Annotated in this window: 17 protein-coding genes and 2 pseudogenes; 12 read left to right on the top strand and 7 right to left on the bottom strand. The window is 60.6% G+C overall.

All coding sequences use genetic code 11. The annotated features are described in order from the left end of the window. Positions 1 to 93: 93 nt before the first annotated feature. Genes C2L64_RS48670 through C2L64_RS48685 form a run of 4 tightly spaced genes read right to left on the bottom strand, consistent with a single transcriptional unit; the run spans position 94 to position 5,622 of the window. Positions 94 to 456 carry a hypothetical protein gene (locus tag C2L64_RS48670; protein ID WP_103154315.1) on the bottom strand — a complete coding sequence of 121 codons (363 nt, stop codon included), beginning with the start codon at positions 454 to 456 and terminating at the stop codon, positions 94 to 96. Then, positions 453 to 2,336, bottom strand: coding sequence for an integrase (locus C2L64_RS48675; protein WP_103154316.1), 1,884 nt, complete (start codon positions 2,334 to 2,336; stop codon positions 453 to 455). Before C2L64_RS48675 ends, C2L64_RS48670 begins: the two co-directional genes overlap by 4 nt. Further along, positions 2,333 to 4,213: an integrase gene (locus C2L64_RS48680; RefSeq protein WP_103154317.1), complete on the bottom strand. Its 1,881-nt coding sequence runs from the start codon at positions 4,211 to 4,213 to the stop codon at positions 2,333 to 2,335. The genes C2L64_RS48675 and C2L64_RS48680 overlap by 4 nt, the downstream gene beginning before the upstream one ends. After that, positions 4,210 to 5,622 (bottom strand): site-specific integrase, encoded by a 1,413-nt coding sequence (locus C2L64_RS48685; RefSeq protein ID WP_244212288.1) that lies wholly within the window; start codon positions 5,620 to 5,622, stop codon positions 4,210 to 4,212. Before C2L64_RS48685 ends, C2L64_RS48680 begins: the two co-directional genes overlap by 4 nt. Before the next feature lie 120 nt (positions 5,623 to 5,742). On the opposite strand from C2L64_RS48685, the pseudogene C2L64_RS48690 reads away from it, so the two are divergent. From C2L64_RS48690 to C2L64_RS48715, 6 genes and pseudogenes are all read left to right on the top strand, one after another. Further along, positions 5,743 to 6,891 (top strand): annotated as a pseudogene (locus C2L64_RS48690) (integrase); the annotation flags it as partial. Positions 6,892 to 6,915: 24 nt separating this feature from the next. Then, entirely contained in the window at positions 6,916 to 7,893 is a 978-nt protein-coding gene (locus tag C2L64_RS48695; protein WP_103154318.1) for an ATP-binding protein, read from the top strand. Then, positions 7,862 to 8,500 carry a TniQ family protein gene (locus tag C2L64_RS48700; RefSeq protein ID WP_158660650.1) on the top strand — a complete coding sequence of 213 codons (639 nt, stop codon included), beginning with the start codon at positions 7,862 to 7,864 and terminating at the stop codon, positions 8,498 to 8,500. Before C2L64_RS48695 ends, C2L64_RS48700 begins: the two co-directional genes overlap by 32 nt. A gap of 321 nt (positions 8,501 to 8,821) precedes the next feature. Then, on the top strand, positions 8,822 to 9,091 hold the full coding sequence (locus C2L64_RS48705; protein WP_244212289.1) for a hypothetical protein: 270 nt from the start codon (positions 8,822 to 8,824) through the stop codon (positions 9,089 to 9,091). Positions 9,092 to 9,257: 166 nt separating this feature from the next. After that, a complete protein-coding gene (locus C2L64_RS48710; protein WP_103154320.1) occupies positions 9,258 to 9,893 on the top strand; it encodes a hypothetical protein in 636 nt (211 codons plus the stop codon). Next, positions 9,890 to 11,890 (top strand): helix-turn-helix domain-containing protein, encoded by a 2,001-nt coding sequence (locus C2L64_RS48715; protein WP_090837913.1) that lies wholly within the window; start codon positions 9,890 to 9,892, stop codon positions 11,888 to 11,890. Before C2L64_RS48710 ends, C2L64_RS48715 begins: the two co-directional genes overlap by 4 nt. A gap of 61 nt (positions 11,891 to 11,951) precedes the next feature. Here C2L64_RS48715 and C2L64_RS56515 read toward each other — a convergent pair whose 3' ends face one another. After that, positions 11,952 to 12,131 carry a hypothetical protein gene (locus C2L64_RS56515; RefSeq protein WP_407671975.1) on the bottom strand — a complete coding sequence of 60 codons (180 nt, stop codon included), beginning with the start codon at positions 12,129 to 12,131 and terminating at the stop codon, positions 11,952 to 11,954. Between C2L64_RS56515 and C2L64_RS48720 the strand changes: the two genes are divergently transcribed. The 6 genes from C2L64_RS48720 (at position 12,105) to C2L64_RS48745 (ending at position 18,806) form a co-directional block, all read left to right on the top strand. After that, complete coding sequence (locus C2L64_RS48720; RefSeq protein WP_407671968.1) at positions 12,105 to 12,896, top strand: AAA family ATPase; 792 nt, start codon at positions 12,105 to 12,107, stop codon at positions 12,894 to 12,896. The two genes, C2L64_RS56515 and C2L64_RS48720, sit on opposite strands and share 27 nt — an antisense overlap. Before the next feature lie 169 nt (positions 12,897 to 13,065). Further along, entirely contained in the window at positions 13,066 to 13,545 is a 480-nt protein-coding gene (locus tag C2L64_RS53850) for a hypothetical protein (RefSeq protein ID WP_133062125.1), read from the top strand. Between the two features lie 175 nt (positions 13,546 to 13,720). After that, positions 13,721 to 15,064, top strand: a complete 1,344-nt coding sequence (locus C2L64_RS48730) for a hypothetical protein (RefSeq protein ID WP_244212290.1) — start codon at positions 13,721 to 13,723, stop codon at positions 15,062 to 15,064. Then, the gene (locus tag C2L64_RS48735) at positions 15,061 to 16,950 is read left to right on the top strand and encodes an integrase (protein WP_103154322.1); all 1,890 of its coding nucleotides are present in this window, start codon (positions 15,061 to 15,063) and stop codon (positions 16,948 to 16,950) included. The genes C2L64_RS48730 and C2L64_RS48735 overlap by 4 nt, the downstream gene beginning before the upstream one ends. Continuing rightward, on the top strand, positions 16,947 to 17,309 hold the full coding sequence (locus tag C2L64_RS48740; protein WP_103154323.1) for a hypothetical protein: 363 nt from the start codon (positions 16,947 to 16,949) through the stop codon (positions 17,307 to 17,309). Before C2L64_RS48735 ends, C2L64_RS48740 begins: the two co-directional genes overlap by 4 nt. Positions 17,310 to 18,530: 1,221 nt before the next feature. Continuing rightward, a complete protein-coding gene (locus C2L64_RS48745) occupies positions 18,531 to 18,806 on the top strand; it encodes a hypothetical protein (protein ID WP_103154324.1) in 276 nt (91 codons plus the stop codon). A 1,021-nt stretch (positions 18,807 to 19,827) separates the two neighbouring features. On the opposite strand, the gene C2L64_RS53855 is transcribed toward C2L64_RS48745, so the two are convergent. Together C2L64_RS53855 and C2L64_RS48755 are read right to left on the bottom strand one after the other, a co-directional pair. Further along, the gene (locus tag C2L64_RS53855) at positions 19,828 to 20,073 is read right to left on the bottom strand and encodes a hypothetical protein (protein ID WP_158660651.1); all 246 of its coding nucleotides are present in this window, start codon (positions 20,071 to 20,073) and stop codon (positions 19,828 to 19,830) included. 132 nt (positions 20,074 to 20,205) lie between these two features. Next, positions 20,206 to 20,562: pseudogene (locus C2L64_RS48755) on the bottom strand (ABC transporter ATP-binding protein); the annotation flags it as partial. Positions 20,563 to 21,385 lie beyond the last annotated feature (823 nt).

Here is a 21,385-nt window from a genome sequence, read left to right on the forward strand (position 1 = left end):
GCGGGGTGTCCATTAGACTGGGAGAAAAAGTGGACACAACGACCGTCGCGTGTCCATCTTCCTCCACAAGTTTGCTATATCGTATTTCGAGATCTAGCGCGACTGCAAGGGCAGAACACTACCGCCACGCAGCGCGGCCAGTTCTTTGCGCAGGCTGAATACCTGACGCAGCAGGGCGAGTTCACGAGCCAGCGACTCGTCAAGCTGTGCCTGCAGATCCTTCGCGTTGCCCTTCGCGCGGTTCAGACGTTCGGTCAGTTCTAGCTTTGGCCGCTCGGCTGCGGCGTTGGCCGCATCGATTGCTTCGATCAGCTCGGCGAACTGAGGGCGCGACTTCTTGACGCTGCCTTTCTTGCGGCCCGCCTCGATCGCCACGGTATCGTTGTTGATACGCGCACCCTTGCGCTTCTTCAGCCGCTCAAGGGCGGCGTAGTAGTCAGTCATGGCATCGCTCATGCGGCCTCCGGTGTCATCAGTTTCTCTTGCGCGTCAAGCAGTCGTTGCAGCGTCTGTGCCTCGATGCGGCTCTCGACGCTCGCCTCATCGACAGCGCGCAGCTTCTCGACCATGGCCTGCTGCGCCTTGATCACGCGCTGAAGCTTCGACGGCACGACGACGAGGTTACGGCAGTTCGATTCAAGGCAATCCAGACGCATCCAGTCGAGCGGCGTCGACTTGCACGGCTCGACGCTGGCGCAGCCGCCCAGCACCGTCTCGTGGTACGCCAGTTCGCCCTTCCCGAACATCCTCACCGTCTGCTCGCGTGAGTAGACCGACACAGGCGACGCCTGCACAGCACGGCTCTGTGTCCATGCTGCGTGCCCGCCGAACAGCCGCTCGTCAGAGAACAGCACCTGCTCAGCGTACGCAAGGTACTCGGACAGGCCCTGTGCCTCGGCCCATTCCTTCGCGAAGTGAGCCTTGTCGGTGTCGGTGAAGTCCTTCGCAAACGCCGAGCCACGAGCGTAGTACATGCTCATTTCCTGCGTGATGTGCTGCAACTGACGCTTGAGCGTCGGCAGCGTGACGAGGCCGCTGCGTTGCGCATACAGCGCGAGCGAGCGGCGAAGCTGATGACGCGTAAACGGCCACTGCTGCCCGACCGCGTACTTCGGTTCGTCTTCCCATGCGCGGTGCATGTCGACACGCTTCAGTTCAGCAATGTCCTCGGGCGTGATCGTCGGGAAGACGCGCTTACGAAAAGCTTCGACTTCGCTATGTATGGTACTGGGCGCCCGGTTTGCCACGTACTTAAGATGCAGACCCATCCGACAGAACAGCAGGTGGGAACCGTCCGTCGATTCGGCGTAGCCTGTTGCGCTGTGCGCACGGTGCGCCTCGCCCGACAGCCGCTGTGCGAGCCTGACGGCGCGAGCACCGAGCGGGCTCGTCACCCAGCATGCGCGTTTGGGACGCCCGCCGGACAGCTTGGTCGTCACGCCCTCGATGGCGTAGTGCGTCACACCATCCAGCCGGGTTTCGCTTAGACAGTCGTACGGCAGGTTCTCTGCTTCCATCGCGCGCATGCCGGTGAACGACAGGATGACAAGCTGGCATAACGCGCTGATCGACGCCACAAGCGACAAGACGACGTAAAGGGAGTCCTTGCAGCCGAAATGGACAGCAGCCGTCTTCAGTGCGGCACAGACGTCGGGGCGTTCGCCAGCGTATGCGCGCGCGAGGTAGTCCGACAGCGCGTTCGCGACGCTCTCAGCGATCCCGAGGTCATGCTCGCACGTCGACAGGAAGTGCTGGTAGATCCGCGTCGGGATGACCGGGTATTGTGAGTTTCCGGCGCGTGGCGCGGAGCGTTCGAGCAGAGGCTTATGCAGTTGCGCCAATGGCACGCGCAGCCCTGTTGCCTCGGCGCCCACCCGGTGAAGCTTCGCCAGAATCGAATGAAGGCGTTGGGCCTTCATGTCCATCCCTGCTTGTGCCGCATAGTCCAGAACAACGGCGACGTTGGATAGCCCCTCATAAAGGGTAAGCTGGTGTTCGGCGGCAAAGAAAGCAAAGTCCTTCAGGTAAACTGAACAAGCTAGAAGCGTACTGGACGCCGGTACCGTCTCGGTCGCTTCGTGCATCAGAAAGTACATGAGCTGCTTCCACTGACGCGCAGTCGTGTCTGAAAGGATGCGGCCGGCGTCGTTAAGCGGGTGACCCCTAAAGTGGATATGGGTGCGGCGCGATCCAATCGTGTATGCACGGATGTCCCAGGCGTCGTCACCAAACAGCGAAGCGGGATGTCCATCCGTGTCGCGCGCGACGACCGCATCGTCTTCGATGCGATACCAGTCGGGGCGCTCGGCGAGCGCCGCGATCAGCGTATTGTTCATGCCACTCCCAATTCGTAAAGCTGATCAAGCTTGGTCGACCAGAAAGCGTCCAGATTTCCATTGATCTCAACGTCGTGCTCGATCTGACCAACCAGCGCGACGTCGCGCTTGCGCAGTTCATCCAGCAGGAAGTCAACGCGCCGTAGCACCGCGCCGAACGAGCTCTCGTATTGCTCGAAGGAGCCAACCCGCCCGCTCACGAGCCTGACGCACTGACGGCAACTCAGCAGCTTGCGGATGTCGGTGGCGTCAGCGTGCACGCGGTACTGGTCGCAGAAGAGACACCCTTCGGTCGAGCGGCAGTCAGGCTGTACGGTTACCAAACCTGCGATTGGCGCAGGCTTGTGGAACTCGATGCAGACGCCCACCGCGCTCTTGATGGTGCCCGCCGGGTCGTTGCCGGCCTTCAGCACGGTTTTCTCGACTGAAGCGAGGAATGCGCCCATCTCAGCCCTGTGCGCGGTGTCCGTGCCGTTCGAATACGAGCGCAGCGCCGTGGCCAAGGAGTGACCCATCAGCCTGGCTGCGACGACAGGGCCGTGATTGCTCACCGCCCAATCCTGCTTTGCCGCACGCCACTGACGTGCGCTAATGCGCGGCAGCACAATCCCGAGCGTACCGAGTCGACTGTAAAGCCGATCAAGGAATTGGATTGAGAGACCCGTTAGCCGCCGCAGCTGCGCATGATGCCCGAGTACGACGAACAACGTGTCACAGTCTGCGTCCTGGACAAGATACTTGCGCAATGCCAGATACGCCTTGAGCTTTGGCATGAAGGCCAGCGAGACGGTGAACGTAACTTCCATTCCACCTGCACGGTACTTAATCTCGCGAAACTTCTGACGTACAACAGACGCATCCTGCAGGCTCGCGGCGAGCTCCGGGCTCCACTTCATTGCCAGCAGCTGCGCGAGGCTGACGCCCGTTTCAGCCAGAAACAGCGCGGCGAAGCAAAAGGCCGCCATCGAAGCGTGCGAGCGGCGGATCGGTGACTGTGCGTCCTCGTTGGCCGCTGTAAGATGTTTAGCCGTTAACCGCGCGACGGCCCACGAACGATTGCGAGGATTTTTAGTTCCACCGTCGGCCATGCGCCTGATGAGTTCTTCCCGGGTGCGCAGCTGTCCCGTCTCCAGGTTCCAGCCAAGCAAGCCGTTCGAGTCGTGCCCTGCACTACGGCCATGTGTGTGCGGAACAAGCCAAAGATTCTCACCTCGCGCCGTGGTCACGCGCACCGGATATGGTTTGAAGTCGAGCACCAGCGCGCTGATGTTGCTGAAGAGTGCATCAGCCCACGCGAGCAAGGCGGCTTGTGCCTCGGCGTCGGGCACAACCGTCGGTGCACAAGCATACTGTTGCTGGCGCAGCACTCTCGCATCGGCGCAGAACTCGTCGTTTCTGAAGAACTCACGTAGCATCGACAACAGATTAGGCTGCATGCGCGCGACGGGATTGTGGTTCAGGTTGCCCAGCGAGACCTGTTCACGCTTCTCACGAAAGTAACGATGAACCGCCTCCGCCGTAGCCTTCTCGTCACAGAGCACCTGATGCAAGCCCAGCCTGTCGGCCCAGTTGACGAAGTCAAGCACGCCGCGCAGAGCAAGATAGACCGTATTCGGACGCATTGCACCAAGGGTCAAGCGCTCGGAAAGCTGTTTCACCAGCATGCGTACGACCTTGGCGCGTTCGCTGCTGAAGCTTGTATGGTCGAAAGTGTGTCGTGTGTGCCGCGTGCTCGACGTGTCGCGCGTCAGGTAGCAGATCTGCCCGATATCGGAACGATTGCTAATGCCTTCCCACTTGAGCAGCGCGCGCTCGGGATGCAGCAGCGTCGTGCCCTCCGTGAGCGGCATGTGCACTTCATCGTAGAGGCGCTTCATGATGCCACCGCGCAATCGAGGGCGAGCGTGACAAGCGTCGACAGGTGCGCACCCCACCCGTCCTGCACAGCGTCGAACAGCTTGCGGTTTTCGCGGTAGTCGAGGTAAATCTCAGTGGTAGACGGCCGGGCGTGCCACATCAACTGCCGCAACTGATCGAGTGCCCGGGTGTACTTCGTCTCATTTGCTGTCATCGTGTCGACCATGTTCAGCCCGTAAGTCGCGCGCAGGTCGTGGAAGCTGAACGCGTACCTGGGGTTGCCGAGCTTCACGCTCATCGTGGGCAACAGTTCGTCCCTGATGAACTGACGCACGGCCTGCCCCGTCTTGACGTGACGGCGTACGTGCGGGCCAGTGCTCACCGGGGCGCGCGACGCGCAGTCCTCGTAGAGCGGCGCACCGCGATGGCTCAGAAAGAGCGGCTGGTCGAAGTGATCGCCGCCATCTGCCATCTGGCGACGCTTGCGCGCACGATCGCTGTGCACGTAGACGTACAGCCGCTCATAGAAACCACGCGGCAGGTGCAACACGCCCTTGACTCCGCGCTTCGTGTCGATGCCGGTACCTGGCCCGCAGGCGAGACGGATGTCGTCGCCGTGAAACCCGTCAGGCTTGTGCATCACGTGTTTCGCGCGCACGGTCAGTACCGTCTGGATGCGGGCGCCCGTCAACAGCGCGAACAGATGAACGAGCGTCATCTCGGTGTTGCCGAGTGCGGCTAACGATTCAATCAGCGCCGACTGCTCGGCAGAGGGGAGCGGGCGCAGGCGACCACCGTCCTGGATGTGATCGTCCCACGGGTCTTCTACGCGCCGGCCACTGATCGACAGGTCCGTGGTCTTGACTTCGATCACGCTGCTGAAGCCCTTCTGGTCCTTGAACTCGATGAAACGATCAGATTCGACCCACGGCGCGTTCGCGGGCTTGAAGCCTGCTTCGGTTATGAGCCAGCGATAGAAGCGCGCTACAGCACCCATACGACGCTTCGCGACACCCGCAGACAGGTCGCCTGCCTGCACGGCCAGCTTGATCGATGCGCTATAGCGGTAGGTCGGACGTTGCCGCTTGTTCACAGGGAAGACGAGCCAGTCGATACCCTCGTCATCCAGATAACGACGGAACGCTACCAGGTCGTCAGCGATGCTGGCGAACGTCAGCATGTTCGGCGACGACTTCGACTCGATCATATCGATGAGCCAGAGGTTCGCCTCAGCCCACGGCGCACCGTCAGCAAGTCGGACAACGGGAAAGAGCGGGAAGGTGCCTGCGATCCACTTCGGGCGGGTGTCGCGTCGCTTGCCGGTCTCGGGGTCTGCGAGCGGGATCGTGTGATAGATGGTGCCGCCCTCGGGAGTGGTGATACTGACCGGCGTCGCGCCGGGTGTGTCGCGGTCAACGACCTCGGTCAAGGGCAGTCGCCGGATGGTCGTTCGTCTTGCCGTCATCATGCAGATCCTCTGCTGTGTTTGTGCGGGCGTCCGCTTTAACACAGCCTGCGAGTATCAGGACATCGTTCTTCACTTGCGCATATAGCTCGAGAATATTGCCGCTACGACGTGATCAAGACAATCGAGAATGCCCTTGAGCCTCACCATGCGCGGACATTCACGATAGCGGGCCTATCCCGCGGAACGCATGATGGCTTTCCGTCGGAACGACTGCCGGAATTGGCCTATGCAACCTGGGAATGGATCAAGCTCGACAACGCGAAAGCAAATCTGGCGCAGGAGACATTGACAGCGTTATGCGAATTCGTCGGCTGCGTGGCGGACGCTGGACCGAAATATAGTCCCGATGAGCGGCCCTACATTGAGCGGTTCTTCGGCACGATTGCCAGCCGATTGTCGTCGCGATTGCCTGGCTACACCGGCTCGAATCCACGGGACTTGCGTCGGGCACTGGCTGATCCTAAAGGCGACCTGCGCCTTTACGTCTCCCTCGACGAACTTGGCGAACTGGTCGAGTACGCGATCGCCAACTATAACGGGACGCCGCACGCCGGGCTCAACAACGCGACGCCGCTCGAAGCAATGGAGTACTTCGTGCGCAGCGGACAAAATCTGCTCGCCTGGCTCGCGGAACAGCGCCGCCGCACGCTCTGCCTCATGCAGTCGGCAAGGCGCTGCCGCGTTCGCGCCTATATTGGGCAGGGCGTGCGACCTCACATCAATCTTTATCGTGTCCGCTACACAAACCGCGTGCTTGCCGCGAGCACGGATCTGATTGGCCAGCATCTACTGATTTATATGAACGCCGATGATCTTCGTTCGGTACGGGCTTTCCTTGCCGATGGCACGGAATTAGGTGTACTGGATGCACAGGGCGCGTGGCAGTTAGTCCCGCATAACCTCAAGCTGCGTCAGGAAATCTGCCGGCAGTCAGGCAAGCGAGGACGGTTATCGGACTCGCACACCAATCCGATAGAAGCCTACGTTCAGCAGAAGCTCACACAGGCGAGGAAAACCCGGAAGGCCGCGACGGATCTCGCCCGTACGAAGCAGCTGCTGGCGTCAGCACCGAACGTACGTACACCTGTCGGTCCGGATCGCAAGGTCGAAACTGCAGTTCCATGCGCGCAGTCAACGATGCAGACGCAAGCGAACGCCCTCGCCTCTCTCGCGCCACCTGCACCGGTGCGTCCACGAAAACTCTCAATCGGCACTGGCCAGGTCTTTTAACTTCATCACTCTGGGGAGTGCGTTATGTCGCTAGAGATCCCGCGTCCGATCGATCCTTCGCTGCATCCGCTGGTCACCGGCAATTACCGTCTCGCCACACCCGCGATCGAAGGCTTCTACGAACTTGTCATGCGCTGTCTTCGTTACCGGATCATGGGCGCCCTCATCTATGGCCCGTCGCGAGTCGGAAAGACTCGTGCCATAGAGTACGTCCGCCGTCTGCTGGCAAGGGAGCATCCCAAGATCACCACGTACCATGCCCAGTGCGAGCACAAGCCGCGCCACGCCGAGGGCCCGTTTTTTGCGACCCTGCTGGAGGCCGTTGGCGATACGGCGCCGAACGCTGGCACGACATCGAGCAAACGAACACGACTCTCATTACGCATCCGTGAGGCTGCCGCCCGGGCCGGAAGCGGCACCGTCATCCTGTTCTGCGACGAAGCCCAACGACTCAACGATCACGAGTATGAATGGCTACGCGATGTACACGACGCGCTCGATCGCCAGCAGATCAAGCTTTTCACATTTCTCGTGGGACAGGAGGAGCTGCTCGCACAGAAGACGGCCCTTCAGGTTGCGCACAAAACGCAGATCGTCGCACGTCTCATGGTCGAAGAACTGGCATTCGCCGGCATCCGCAACGCCGAGGATATCGCAACGTGCCTCAATGGATATGATCAGACCGCCTATCCTGAATGCACCCCCCGGAGCTTCACCCGCTTCTATCTACCTCATGCCTTCGACGCGGGCTATCGACTGACAGGCGACGCAGCAACGCTATGGCAGGCCTTCGAAGAGGCACACCACAAGGCGAGTTTGCCCGTACCGTTAGATTTGCCCATGGAGTCCTTCGCGCGCGCTGTCGAGATCGTGCTCAAGGACAGCGAACTCAGGGACGCGCCGGGTTACTGCCCTGACACAGCCTTGTGGACTCACGCTGTTCGTCACTGCGGCTACGTTCAATCGCGCCATGCAACCGGTCGCGTCCTTGCCACCGTGTGAGACGGTGGCGCTCAGGGCGCCACGTTTCCCAATACTTGCATTTGGCGGGCGCGATCCTTCGCTCGGGAGCGTCTTCAACCTCGGCTGGCTAATGCCGGGAGAGTCACTCCTGTCGATACTCTGGAAGTTCCGCTGCGCCAATGCGCTTCCAGCCGATTTTCTCGTCCAGAAGTTACTGCCGGATATCAATCCGTCCGTGGGAGCCGCGCCCGTGCGCAAGCTTTTCAAACCTAGGCATTTGCGTCAGCTGCTGCGCCTGCCAAAGAGTGTCCTGGATTTGTCGCTGCTAGACGCGTCTGCTTCCGATTACTATCATCCGGCGTTCCGCTTCTGTCGACAGTGCGCAGCGCACGGCTACCACAGTGTGCTCTACCAGCTAACCGATGAACGATGCTGCCCTGTACATCGGCAAGCTCTCGAAACGCTCTGCCGCGATTGCGGAGGCAAGACGCCGTTCATCGTCAACACCCGCACGATCGACGCGCCATTCCGATGCGTCGCTTGCCACTCGCACTTCAGCTACGGCCGCCTTCCGCTGGTCTCCACAATTCCTGTGATGAGCAGGCGGGAGCGGGCTGAAATCCGTCGCTGGTTCTACTACGGGTAAGCGGCAGCATGAGCGAAGCTTTCGCTTACCAAGCCGCCATCGTCGTTCTTGATGAGGACTACCGCGACACCGGCCGGTGACGAATTCATTTCGCTTCCGTAACCTATTGATAAAGCTAGATTTCTCTTGCCGTCGGCCGCGGATTTAGGCGAGTTGACAGAATTAATGCCGAGTTTGTGTCAAATTTATTCCGGTCTACGAGTCTCGACATTGACGACGCGCGCCAATACATCAATCAGTTTCTCGTTGATCCTCAGCCGGTCTCTCAGTGGGTTATGAACCGGGCCGTGCCGCGAGGCGAACCTGGATGGCGGCCCTTTCGTGGTCCGCTGTTCGGTCAAGAGCCGCCAGGACGCATTGGCGGCCCTGAAGAAGTTCTTCGGCGACCTCGTGAATGCGCAGTACCTCGACCACAACGCCTTCGCCAAAGTCAAGGTCTTCCTCGGTAGCGAAACCGATGAGGCCGGCAATGTCAGGCGTGTCGCGGCCAAGCCTCGCATTCAGGCCGAGCGCAGCCTCACGAGAGAAGCGTGGACGTTCGCCATGAAGGTCCTTGACTCCCTGCCCGACTCCGACTCGCGTAGGCCGTAATAATTTTGTCACTACCCTTCCCTAGCAACCACGGGCCAAAGCGCGATCGTGTTGTCACTTTTATTTCACTTCGAATCGCAATGAAAGTGTCAACTCACGTAAGTCCGTATTAATTTTGTCAACTGGCCTCCTACACTTCGAATCCCGTCCGCAACCTATTGATCTTATGGAAGATTCGCCGCGCATCGCAGAGCCGGTCGCGCTCGCCCGTCCACGCGGCGCGCATCGGTTCGAAGCGTTCAGCCCAAAGCTCGGGCGGCGGGTGACGTTTTACCGACGCCCGCTGTTGGAGCAGTGGCTGTTGCTCGAGGCAAGCCCGAGAGTGATCACGTTTTGCGAGCGTCCGGGCTACGTGCTGATCAACGGGTCCCGTCAGCTTGCCGATTTCTGGATCCGTTACGTTGATAATCAAGAATTAGTTATCCTAGATGATTCGGCGTCGGATTGTAGCGTAATCAGTTCGCGTCGTGACATCGGCGACAGCGCGTTGCCGATCAGGATAGTCGCGCCCGCCGAGTTCGCCGCCGCGCGTACCTGGACCGACAACTGGAAGCGCATACTCCCCTACCTTGTCGCCAACGAAGGGCTCGTTCCGTCAACCTTGCCCCGCGCGATCGTCGGGTTCCTGGGAGAGCCGCAACGATTGCTCGCTGTTGAACGCGAATTCTCCGCAGTCGATCCGGTCCTGGTCCGAACTGCCCTGTTTGACCTGCTCCATCGCGGACGCGTCAGCGCGCCCGAGCTTCACGCGGAACCGCTATCGCTGCTCACGTCATTCGCGGCTTCGGAGGGGACATCATGAGCCGCCGCAAACTGGAGTTGCAGTCAATCGACGTGAGCGCCTGGCCTACTGTCGCCTTTACCGAACTGGACGATGTGGCGCGGGCCACATTCGAGACACGTCAACAGGCCGTGTTGCGCTACACGGCGGGAGAGTCGGTCAAGGCAATCGAGCGATCAACGGGCATCAATCGCCGGCAACTGTACCGATGGCTCGAGCGAGCCCAGACACCACACCCTGATGGACGTCCCTTCGGCTTCCGGGCGCTCATTCGCTATTTGCGCATCGCGGACTATGAGCGGGTGCGCGATGTACAAGTGCGAGGCGAGCACGGCAGCCGGGGCACCGCTGGAGCATTGACGCAGCTGTTCGAGCGATACCCTGAGTTGACAGGATGGCTTCTGCTTCAGGTCAAACAGCGCAGGGTGCTGCTCGAGCAGCGGCATACGGATGGCCAACTGCGCACGCGCCTGCGCGGTTTGCAATCGATGCACGATGAATTCCTGCGCCGATGTCGATCATTGGGATTGACGGCGGCCGACTACCCCTTCAACACCGGCGACCATGCGCTTCGCTCGCTGTCCCGACGGTTGAAGGCGGAGCTGCTGCGCACGTTTGGCACAGCGGCACGCTCAGCCGGCGCCTCGCACCTTAAGGGCCTGCCCCGGCTTGACGGCGCGGACGCACCTGCGGCGGTCCGGCCGTACCAGGTCGTCGAATTTGATGGTCATCGGCTCGATATCAGGCTCAAGGTTGTCGTGCGAGATCCGCTCGGTTTCGCGCACGAATTCGAGATGGAACGGGTATGGCTCCTGGTAATCATCGATGTGTGCACGCGTGCTGTGCTCGGCTATCACATAGCGTTTCGCGAATACAGCCGCTATGACGTCGTCAAGACAATCGAGAATGCACTCGAGCCCCATCGTGCGCGAATGTTCACCATCGCAGGGCTTGGGTATGGACCACAGGACGGCTTTCCGTCGGATCGCTTGCCCGAACTCGCGTACGTCACGTGGGAGTGGATCAAGCTCGACAACGCAAAGGCCAATCTCGCAAGGGAAACACTGAATTCGTTGTGCGAGTTTGTTGGTTGTGTCGCTGACGCCGGACCGAAGTACAGCCCCGATGAGCGGCCCTATATTGAGAGGTTTTTTGGGACGATCGCGAGCCGCCTCTCATCGCGTTTGCCTGGCTATACGGGTGCTCATCCTCGCGATCTGCGTCGGGCACTCGCAGATCCGAAGGGCGACCTGAGGCTCTACGTCTCACTCGACGAACTCTCGGAACTCGTTGAGTACAGCATTTCCCGCTACAACGGCACCCCGCACGCCGGCCTTAACAACGCAACGCCACTCGAAGCGATGGAATATTTCGTGCGCGGCAAACAGACGCTTGTGAGATGGCTGGCCCAGGCGCGTCGCCAGACACTTTGCCTGATGCAATCGGCACGGCGATGCCGGGTGCGCGCCTATCTCTCTCAAGGCGTGCGTCCGCATATCAACCTGCATGGTGTGCGGTACACGAGCCGGTTGCTCGCGGCAGGCACGCATCTGATCGGCGAGTATCTGCTGGTCTACATGAACGCTGACGACTTGCGCTCAGTGCGCGCCTTCGTGACGAGTGGCGAGGAACTGGGTGTCCTCGAGGCGCAAGGGGCGTGGGGCGTAGTGCCGCACAATCTGAAACTGCGCCAGGAGATTCTCAAGCAATCTGGCAAGCGCCGACGCCATATTGCTGCGAACGATGCCAATCCAATCGAGGCATACGTCCAGCAAAAGCTCACGCAGGCGAGGAAGACGCGGAAAGCAGCGACGGAGCTCGCCCATGTGACGCGGATACTGACTTCAGCTCCGACAGTGCGCACGCCTGTCGGACCGAAACATCCGGTCGAGACAGAGACTGCGACAATGATCGCAGCGCCAACCCCGGGCACACAACCGGTGACGGACATCGATCTCTTGCCACGGTTATCGGTGCGCCCACGCAAGCTCTCCATCGGTACTGGCCAGGTCTTCTGATTTCGTCGCTCACGCAAGGAGGTGCATCATGTCGCTAGAAGTGCCGCGTCCGATTGATCCTTCACTGCATCCGCTCGTCACGGGCAATTACCGCCTGGCGACGCCCGCGATCGAAGCGTTCTACGAACTTGTCACCCGCTGCCTGCGCTATCGGATCCCTGGCGCGCTTGTCTATGGACCGCCGCGCATTGGCAAAACCCGGGCGATCGAGTACGTGCGGCTCCTGCTTGCGCGTCAGCACCCGAAGATGTCCAGCTACCATGCACAGTGCGAGCACAAGCCGAAACACGCGGAAGGCCCATTCTTCAGCAATCTGCTTGAGGCCGTCGGTGATCATGCTCCGCACGCGGGTACGAGCTCGGCAAAGCGCAGTCGCCTCTCGCTGCGTATCCGCGAGGCCGCGGCCCGCTCCGGGAGCGGCACCGTACTCCTGTTCTGCGATGAAAGCCAACGCTACAACGAGAATGAGTATGAATGGCTGCGTGATGTGCATGACGCGCTCGATCGCCAGCAGATCAAGCTCTTCACGTTCCTCGTCGGCCAGCAGGAACTGCTCGCGCAGAAGACAGCCTTGCAAGTCGCAGGCAAAACGCAGATTGTTGCGCGTCTGATGGTCGAGGACCTCGCGTTCTACGGCATCAGGAACGCCGAGGATGTCGCCACGTGCCTGAATGGCTACGATCAGACCGCATATCCGGAAGGTTCTCATTGGAGCTTCACGCGGTTCTACATCCCACAGGCGTTTGACGCCGGCTATCGCCTGGTCGCCGACTCGGGCACGCTTTGGCAAGCATTTGAGGCTGCACATCATAAGGCGAGCCTGCCTGGTAACCTCGAGATACCGATGGATTCGTTTACCCGGGCTGTCGAGATTGTGCTCAAGGAAAGTGAACTCAAGGACGCTCCGGGCCACTGCCCTGATGCTGGCTTGTGGACTCACGCGGTTCAGCACTGCGGCTATGTTCAGTCCCGCCACGCGACGGGCCGCGTGCTGGCAACGGTGTGATCCCGTGGCACTCATACGGCCGCGCTTCCCGATTCTGGCGTTTGATGAGTTAGAGCTTTCGCTTTCGCGAGGAAGCGCGTTCAACCCGAAGTGGCTAATGCCCGGCGAATCGCTTGTCTCAATCCTGTGGAAGTTCGCGTGCGCCAACGTACTGTCCGGAGACGCGCTCGTGCATCTGATCAGCCCGTGTGTTGATCCTTCTGAGGGCGTAGCACCTGTGCGCGACAACATCGAACTCGCGCGTCTGTGCCGCGTACTCCGTTTGTCCGAAGGCGTGTTGCGGACGTCCTTGCTTGATGCAGCCCTTGCCGTTCCGACTCACCCGACTTTCCGACATTGCAGACTGTGCGCTGCGCATGGCTACCACAGCGTGCTATATCAACTTGAGGAGGAAGAGCGCTGCCCCGTACATCATCAACCACTCGACACACGCTGTCTGCATTGCGGTGACGAGACGCCGTTCATCGTCAGCGCCAGCGTAATCGAGGCTCCGTTTCGATGCTTAGGGTGCCGTTCCCATTTCAGTTATGGTCGACTTTCGCTCCGCTCGACCATTCCCGCGATGCGCAGGCAGGACCGCATGGCGCTCAGTCGCCACTGGCTGCTGCGCTCGGGTAACGACATGAACGATGGCTCCGGAAATGCGTGATCGCGAGTTGTCGGCGCCGGCATCTCGAAAGCAGTTGGAGACACTTTTATTTCGTTTCCCGTAACCGCCTGAATCTGCTGAAGTTTTTCGCGCCGCTGCGTCATACGAACGCGAGTTGACAGAATTATTAGCGCAGCGGGGACACTTTTAATACGGTCTACGACAGGATGCTTCGGTGCCGACGGCTGTGCCTGACGCCGAAGCACAGGCCGCCCTGCTCGCGTGGGCTGACGCGCTCTTCAGCAGCATCAGCACGCTGGTGCTCGACTTCAAGCCGTACCCGGTATGCGTGAGCACGGCGCGAGGCGAGAGTCTTTGCCTTGTTCCGCACCCACATGGCCGTCGTGAAGGCGACGACTCGCGCGGCCTGCCTGGCTGGAATCTCGAGACGGGCGAGCTGCGCACCCGGGAAGAACTCACGATGCGCACGACAGAGGCCGGAGATAAAGATCCTCGCCAGCGCCGGGGGGCCATCGCCAGGCGTGCGGCTAAACATCTTGCGGCGGCGAACGAGGACGCGCAATCATCGATCCGGCGCTCGCACGCTTCGATGGCGGCCTCCTGCTTCGCGGCGCTGTTTCTGGCCGAAACGGGCGTCAACCTCGCGCCACTGCTGGCCATGAAGTGGAGCCAGGAGCTTGCTGCGAGCCTGCAGCATGCGTCGGTTGCGCGTCAGAAGTTTCGCGAGGTCAAGTACCGTGGAGGCGGGAGCGAAGTTACGTTCACCGTCTCGCTGTGCTTCATGCCAAAGCTCAAGAGGTATCTGGCGTTGCGCGAGTATCTGGTGCAGGACGCAGACTGCGACGCGTTGTTCCTCGTAATCGGTCGTTCTGCACAGCAACGACAGCTAGTAGGTCTTCCACCCCATTTTCTAGTTCAGCTTTACCGCCGACTCGACACATTCGGGATCGTGCTGCCGCGCGTTAGCGCACGTCAGTGGCGGGCGGCCAGGCAGGATTGGGCGGTGAGCAACCACGGCCCTGTCGTCGCAGCCAGGCTGATGGGGCACTCACTGGCCACGGCGCTGCGCTCGTACTCGAACGGCACGGACGCCGCGCACAAGGCTGAGATGGGCGCGTTCCTCGCTTCGGTCGAGAAGACCGTGCTGAAGCCCGGCGACGACCCGGCGGGCAGCATCAGGAGCGCGGTAGGCGTCTGCATTGAGTTCCACAAGCCTGCGCCGATCGCGGCGTCGGTCACCGTACAGCCTGACTGCCGCTCGACCGAAGGGTGTCTCTTCTGCGAGCGGTACCGCGTGCACGCTGACGCCACCGACATCCGCAAGCTGCTGGGCTGCCGTCACTGTGTCAGGCTCGTGAGCAGACGTGCGGACTCGATCGAGCAATACGACAGATCTTTCGGCGCGGTGCTGCGACGCGTTGACTTCTTGCTCAATGAACTGCGCGGGCGCGATGCCGCGCTGGTCGATCAGATCGAGCACGATGTCGATATTGAAGGGAATCTGGACGCTTTCTGGTCGGCCAGGCTCGACCAGCTTTACGAACTGGGAGTGGCATGAAGAACACGTTGATCGCACCGCTCGCTGGGCGCCCCGACTGGTACCGGGTCGAGGACGATATGGTGGTCACGCACGACAAGGCTGGAAACGCTGCTTCGCTGCTTGGTGACGACGGCTGGGACGTCCGAGCATATACGACTGGAACACGCCGCAGCCATATCTATTTCAGGGATCACACGCCTGACGGCGTGAGCCGCGCCCTTTCAGAGGCGACTACGCGTCAATGGAAGCAGGTGATGTACTTTCTGATGTATGAAGCGACCGATACGGTACCGGCGTCCAGTACGCTTAAGGCAAATTCAATTTGCCTTAAGGAGTTCACATTCTTTGCCGCCGCACGTCAGCTTACGCTCTACGAGGGGCTGTCCAGCGTCGCCATTGTTCTGGACTATGTGGCGCAAGCCGGGAAGGAGAGGAAGGCCCATCGTCTTCATTCGATTCTGGTGAAGCTTCACCGTCTGGGTGTCGATGCCACAGGGCTGCGCGTACCACTGGCCCAACTGCATAAGCCTCTGCTCGAACGTTTCGCGCAACGTGCTGGATACGCACAATACCCTGTTATCCCGACGCGGATCTACCAGCACTTCCTGTCAACCTGTGAGCATGAGCTCGGCATCTCTGAGGGCCTCGCTGACGTCCTGTCGGACTACCTCGCACGACTGTACGCCGGCGAGAGTCCGGGAGTCCCTTCAGAACTGGTAAGGGTCGCTGCACACTTCGGGTGCAAGAACTCCCCTTACGTCGTGTCGTCGCTTGTGGCGTCGATCAGGGCGTTATGCCAGCTTGTCATCCTGTCATTCACCGGCATGCGTGCGACAGAAGCGGAGAACCTGCCATACGACTGCCTGAGCGAGACCCGTCTGGATAACGTGCCCCACTACACCATCGAGGGCATCACGACCAAGCTATCGGGCGGTCGTCCCAGGCGCGCATGCTGGGTGACCGGCCCGATCGCTGCCCGCGCCATCAGACTCGCGCAACGGCTGTCGGGCGAGGCACACCGTGCGCACGGCGCACAAGGCTACGCCGAATCGACGGATGGTTCGCACCTCCTGTTTTGCCGGATGGGTTTGAGTCTGCGTTATTGGTACGTGGCAAACCAGGCGGCGAGTAACGTACATGACGATATCGAAGCCTTTCGCGAGCGCGTCTTCCCGACGATCACGGTCGAGGACATCGCTGAACTGAAGCGCGTCGACATGCACCGCGCGTGGGAAGACGAGTCGAAGTACGCGGTCGGGCAGCAGTGGCCGTTCACGCGGCACCAGCTTCGGAGGACGCTCGCGTTATATGCGCACCGCAGCGGACTCGTGACGCTGCCAACGCTCAAGCGTCAGTTGCAGCACGTCACGCAGGAGATGAGCACGTACTACGCCCGCGGCTCCGCGTTCGCGAAGGGCTTCATCGACACCGACAAGACCCACTTTGCGAAGGAATGGGCCGAGGCGCAGGGCCTGTCCGGCTACCTTGCATACGCCGAGCAGGTACTGTTCTCTGACGAGCGGCTGTTCGGCGGGCACGCAGCGTGGACGCAGAGCCGTGCCGTGCAGGCATCGCCTGTGTCGGTCTACTCCCGCGAGCTGACGGTGAGGATGTTCGGGAAGGGTGAGCTAGCGTACCGCGAGACGGTGCTGGGCGGCTGTGCCAGCGTCGAACCATGCAAGTCGACGCCGCTCGACTGGATGCATCTGGATTGCCTTGAGTCGAACTGTCGTAACCTCGTGATCGTGCCGTCAAAGCTTCAGCGCGTGATCAAGGCGCAGCAGGCTACGGTCGGGAAGCTGCGCGCGGTCGATGAGACGAGCGTCGAATACCGTATCGAGGCGCAGACGCTGCAACGACTGCTTGACGCGCAGGAGAAACTGATCAAATCGGAGGCGGCATGAGCGACGCCATGACCGACTACTACGCCGCCCTTGAGCGGCTGAAGAAGCGCAAGGGCGCGCGTATCAACAATGACACCGTGGCGATCGAGGCAGGCCGGAAGAAAGGCAGCATCAAGAAATCGCGCGCGCAGTTCACCGAACTGATCGCAGCGATCGACGCGGCCAACGCGGTAGCCGGGCATCCGAAGCTCGAACTCACCGACCGTCTGAACCGCGCGAAGGGCGACGCAAAGGATCTGCAGGCACAGCTTGACGAATCGCTGGCTCGTGAGCTCGCACTACTGCGTCAGGTGTTCAACCTGCGCAAGGAATTGGCCGCTCTGCGTGGCGGTAGCGTCCTTCCCCTGCAGCCGCGCTAGATCGGAGCGGCCATCTTCGCTCGAATCAGCATGCGAAACCTGCGACTGAAGATGGACATTCCGACGAACGTTGCGTCCATTTTTTCTGCTAATTTTATGGACACCCCGCAGCCTGCTGATTCCATTATTTTCAAGGCTCCGGGTGATGTCCATTTTTTCTATCTTGCGCGTACTCCCGGTTCCCGAACAAGGAGCGTGCGCGCGTGCCAGGGTCTTCGACCACGCCGAGCCGACGGAGTGGTCGCAATTATCGCGCTCCGTCGTGTTGCCTTCCGCAGTGTCAACGGCGTCTGCGCTCGGGACAATTAAACTATCGCGGCTCAATGGCTGGCCCGCACGTACCCCTGTCAACGCTTCGCCGTATGTCTCGCGACATACTGCGCATGAGTCGGGGATAAGTAAGAGAACTTGCACTCGTTACTGCTTTCCGGCCTCCCGGCGCACTGACAGATTTAATACGGTCTACGGAAGCCGCGACAATCTGCCGAATCCGATCCAGTTGCAGACGCATCCGTGCCCGTCAATGCGCCCGCGATCGGCGATCTGTTCGATGCATTCGAGTTTCCGCGCAGACCCTGACGGTGCGGTATTGAAGGCCGGGGCGAACCGGCTCTGCCAATCTGACAGATTGCTCGCGCGGCATGGTCGGGGGTTCGTGTCGCCTCATGGCCAACACATGGAATCGCGTTGCTGACTTCACCCTGACCAATCTATCTAGCGATGTCGAATGGCAGGCCGTGCGAAACGGACATCTGAGTGTCTCTACCTGGGCGGACCTTTGTCCGAGACCGTCGCACGCCACGAACGGCTCTGTGTAGCCCGCGCCCCGGTCGGCATGGCGAATGCTGACCAGAAGGGTGTAGCCCTGACGATGTCCATGGTCTGTTGGCTCTGAGTCGGGCTGATTTCAGGCCAGGCGCTTATTAGGACGCCTGGCCTTTTTGTGACTCGCACCCGGGCATTGCAAATGCTGCTGGGCAAGCGTGTGGAGGTCCCGACTTGCCCGACGGCGATCGGGACTGGTTTGTGGTCGTGTACTGTGCCACTGGCAGCCGACGCCACAGAGTAAAAAAGCGCCCGGGCGGCACACGCGCCGAAGATGAGGGTCAATCTCCGGAACACAGAATGTACAAAATCTGTACGCTTAGAATCAAGAGCAAATTTAAGAGCAAATTTGCATAAAATTTGGCCCATCACGACGAGATGGTTGGGAGAGAAACGATGGACGCAAAGGAGTTCGCAGCGCGACTGTCCGCTGCGCTGCGTGAGCAACCACCGGGAACGGCCGCATTGCTCGGAGACTTCGCAATGGCGGTGCTTCGCAACGATTCGCTCATCTTCCAGCATGTCGAAGACCCTTACTCTGGCGTCCTGGGTGACGGGTTCGCGCTGACGGACGAACTGTGGAACGAACGCCGTGAGCAATTGACCGACTGGTTCGACGAACCGGAGTTCGTGTCAACTTTCACCGGAAGCGGCGACAGCATGGAAACTTAATGCAGCCTCCAACCAGGTCCAAGCGGGGCTCTTTTCTGCGGGGTCATCTCTGTTGGCCAATGCACTCGACGGCATAGGTGAGATCGACAGTCCGACCGCATGCGACGTCTTCGGCGTGGCTCGATGCGAACGCGGTTAGACCGGCCGCTGCGTAAGGATATATGGCCTTCATCGACCAGAAGCGAGGCAGTCGCAGACATTGCGAGGGAACGAAGTCTGCGTGCTCTTTCAGGCATAGGGGATCAGATCAAATCTGCAAATGGCGCGGAGCCGGTGGCGATAGCTGCGGCCTGCCACTCAGATCCCTCTCCGGACGCAGGCAAGCCGCCGCACTACTTGAATGTAGGCTGGCCGAAGGAATGCACCCCTGTCTGTCGAAAAGTGAGCATAGCTGGGCGCAGCAGGCGACGCGCGAATAAAACGCGCCGGCTGGCTGTGTGAACACACGATCAACGTTCGAGTTCCGCTGCCCTCTGGTTCGCGCGATATGTTCTGTGGATCGCCCACCGACGACGACAGGGGGCACGTGCCGTCGGATCTTCGCGAGGGAGTCGACGCCGCTATCGCGGCGTCCGCCGAAAGGAGGTAAGACGTAAAGTCAGACCGTGGGCGCCGTGTCAGCGCGTTCGGAACTGCCGGACCCCGACCACCTCTGCGACGGAGCACACAGCATGGAATCAATGAATGTGTGCGCCCGGTTCTCTCCGTATCTGAATGCCTCCTGCTCAGTCAGGAAGTCGAACTGCTCCGGAAGACTTGCAACCTCCTGAGCCGGACTGCTCCGCAGAGAGACTGCCCACGACACACGGAAACGCCGGTAAATGCCACCGAGCGCACGCAACCTGGCGGGCGTGACAATGACCGTGATGTCATAACCGCGATATGGCGCATAGGACTGGCTGGACATGGCGATTCTCCCGGCAGAGTGGGGCGTGCAGTGAAGAACGACGTGCATACCCTGTGCCTTACCGGTGCGTCCAGGCGGCGTCGAAACGGGATACGTAAGAGGAATTCGTGATGATCAGTTTCCGAGATCAATCGTGCCACGGCAATTTGATGGCGAGCGCCTGAGCGCGCTGTCTCGGTAGCCCTCGTGCTCTTCGTTCTGGAAGCGAATGCCGGCCGCAGCGTTCTCCGGAGAGCCGGACTGAACGACGACGTCACGGAAGCCAAATATGTCGGGGACGTACCTAGGCCGCCCGAACGCGCGATTTCGGACATAGGTTTCTGCATTAACTTCGAAACCGCTGAACGTTCCGACCAACATGCCGCCCTCCGACGTTGGGGAGCTTGAGTATCACAACGAGCAAGCGAAACAACGAGAAAACACCGGGTTGTTGATTTGCACAGAATCCTGACCCACCGGCGCCCGAGCCGGCTGGCCGATCGCCCGATCGTGCAGCAGCGTGAGCACCGCGCTTTTGCCCGCGCCCGAAGACCCGGCGAGACCGACCCGCTGCCCACTGTGATCCGGCGCACAGCGACGGCCGGGGATACGAGAAGTAGATGTTTTCGGAGTCGATGTTCGCATCGTGGATCTTCGGCTGCGGGGCGCCGATCTTTTCCTCCAGCCGTCCGGCACGAGAAGGAATTGCGCGGCGTCAGCCTGCCGCGCGACATGCTGGGTCATGTCCACGGGCATCACCGCTAGGTCGCACGTGCCATGCAGGATCGCGAAGCCGAGCGAGCTGACCAGCACCACGTCGCCCGTGGTCGCCTGCCCGCGTGTCCACAGGCAGACTACCCCGCCCGGCAGCAAGTCGGGTGCAACGATCGTTCGCATGTGGGCACCGTCGCGCTGGCGGCATCCACTTCTGGGTCTGATCACATGCGAGGAAAATCCATCGGTGAACTAACAACATCGGTCAACGCGCCGCTCACCGATGCTGTACTTTCGACGGCCCTCGCACAAGTGGAGTCCCGCGCTTTTCCACCCGGCGGTCAATGCCAATCTCGCACCGAAGCACCTGCATGTCGTTATCGTGGGTTGCAAAGGCAAAGGCGCCAACGTGATCGTGGCAGCCGGATCGCAAATGCCCCACAGTTTTTCAACACGTCGCAAATGTGCGCGAGCGCGGACGCTGGGGGGTGCGCCGCGACCAGCAATGTGTGACCTGGCCTGCTGTCCTCATGGAAGTCTGACACGAAGCAGTCCACGTCGCGCTCCATAAATCGGTTGATCGCCGTTATCGCAATCTGCTCGCCGTGAGCCGCATATTCTGCATGGTCAAGCTCGTGCGCCGCGCACACCGGCCGCGGGGCCCGCGTGGGAGGAGCGAGCGGAAAAAGGAGCAATGCCCCAGCTTCACATAAATCCGACTCGTCGAGCGATTGCCGTGCGTCACACGCGTCGCGATAGGAGCGAAATATCGCACTGAGGTACTCTGCCATAGCCTGCCAACCCCCACTTCTCTTACGTCTCCCTGCAGCATGCTCCGTTCCCGCCCACAGGCGCGTCCACGTGAGCATCGCGCTCCGGCGAGTTTCATCTTGATGGGCGAACCGGGCGATGTGCGCCGGCGCCCCGACCATCTTTCATGACCTGGCGGTGAGAGATCTCTGAACACGCCGCACCGGGT

It is taken from the genome of Paraburkholderia hospita (assembly GCF_002902965.1).
In the GTDB taxonomy this organism is placed as follows: Bacteria; Pseudomonadota; Gammaproteobacteria; order Burkholderiales; family Burkholderiaceae; genus Paraburkholderia; species Paraburkholderia hospita.

Excerpts from the sequence above, each read along its gene's own strand:
- C2L64_RS48670 (WP_103154315.1), bottom strand. The coding sequence starts at position 456 with ATGAGCGATGCCATGACTGACTACTACGCCGCCCTTGAGCGGCTGAAG.
- C2L64_RS48675 (WP_103154316.1), bottom strand. The coding sequence starts at position 2,336 with ATGAACAATACGCTGATCGCGGCGCTCGCCGAGCGCCCCGACTGGTAT.
- C2L64_RS48680 (WP_103154317.1), bottom strand. The coding sequence starts at position 4,213 with ATGAAGCGCCTCTACGATGAAGTGCACATGCCGCTCACGGAGGGCACG.
- C2L64_RS48695 (WP_103154318.1), top strand. The coding sequence starts at position 6,916 with ATGTCGCTAGAGATCCCGCGTCCGATCGATCCTTCGCTGCATCCGCTG.
- C2L64_RS48700 (WP_158660650.1), top strand. The coding sequence starts at position 7,862 with ATGCAACCGGTCGCGTCCTTGCCACCGTGTGAGACGGTGGCGCTCAGG.
- C2L64_RS48710 (WP_103154320.1), top strand. The coding sequence starts at position 9,258 with ATGGAAGATTCGCCGCGCATCGCAGAGCCGGTCGCGCTCGCCCGTCCA.
- C2L64_RS48715 (WP_090837913.1), top strand. The coding sequence starts at position 9,890 with ATGAGCCGCCGCAAACTGGAGTTGCAGTCAATCGACGTGAGCGCCTGG.
- C2L64_RS48735 (WP_103154322.1), top strand. The coding sequence starts at position 15,061 with ATGAAGAACACGTTGATCGCACCGCTCGCTGGGCGCCCCGACTGGTAC.
- C2L64_RS48740 (WP_103154323.1), top strand. The coding sequence starts at position 16,947 with ATGAGCGACGCCATGACCGACTACTACGCCGCCCTTGAGCGGCTGAAG.
- C2L64_RS48745 (WP_103154324.1), top strand. The coding sequence starts at position 18,531 with ATGGACGCAAAGGAGTTCGCAGCGCGACTGTCCGCTGCGCTGCGTGAG.
- C2L64_RS53855 (WP_158660651.1), bottom strand. The coding sequence starts at position 20,073 with ATGTTGGTCGGAACGTTCAGCGGTTTCGAAGTTAATGCAGAAACCTAT.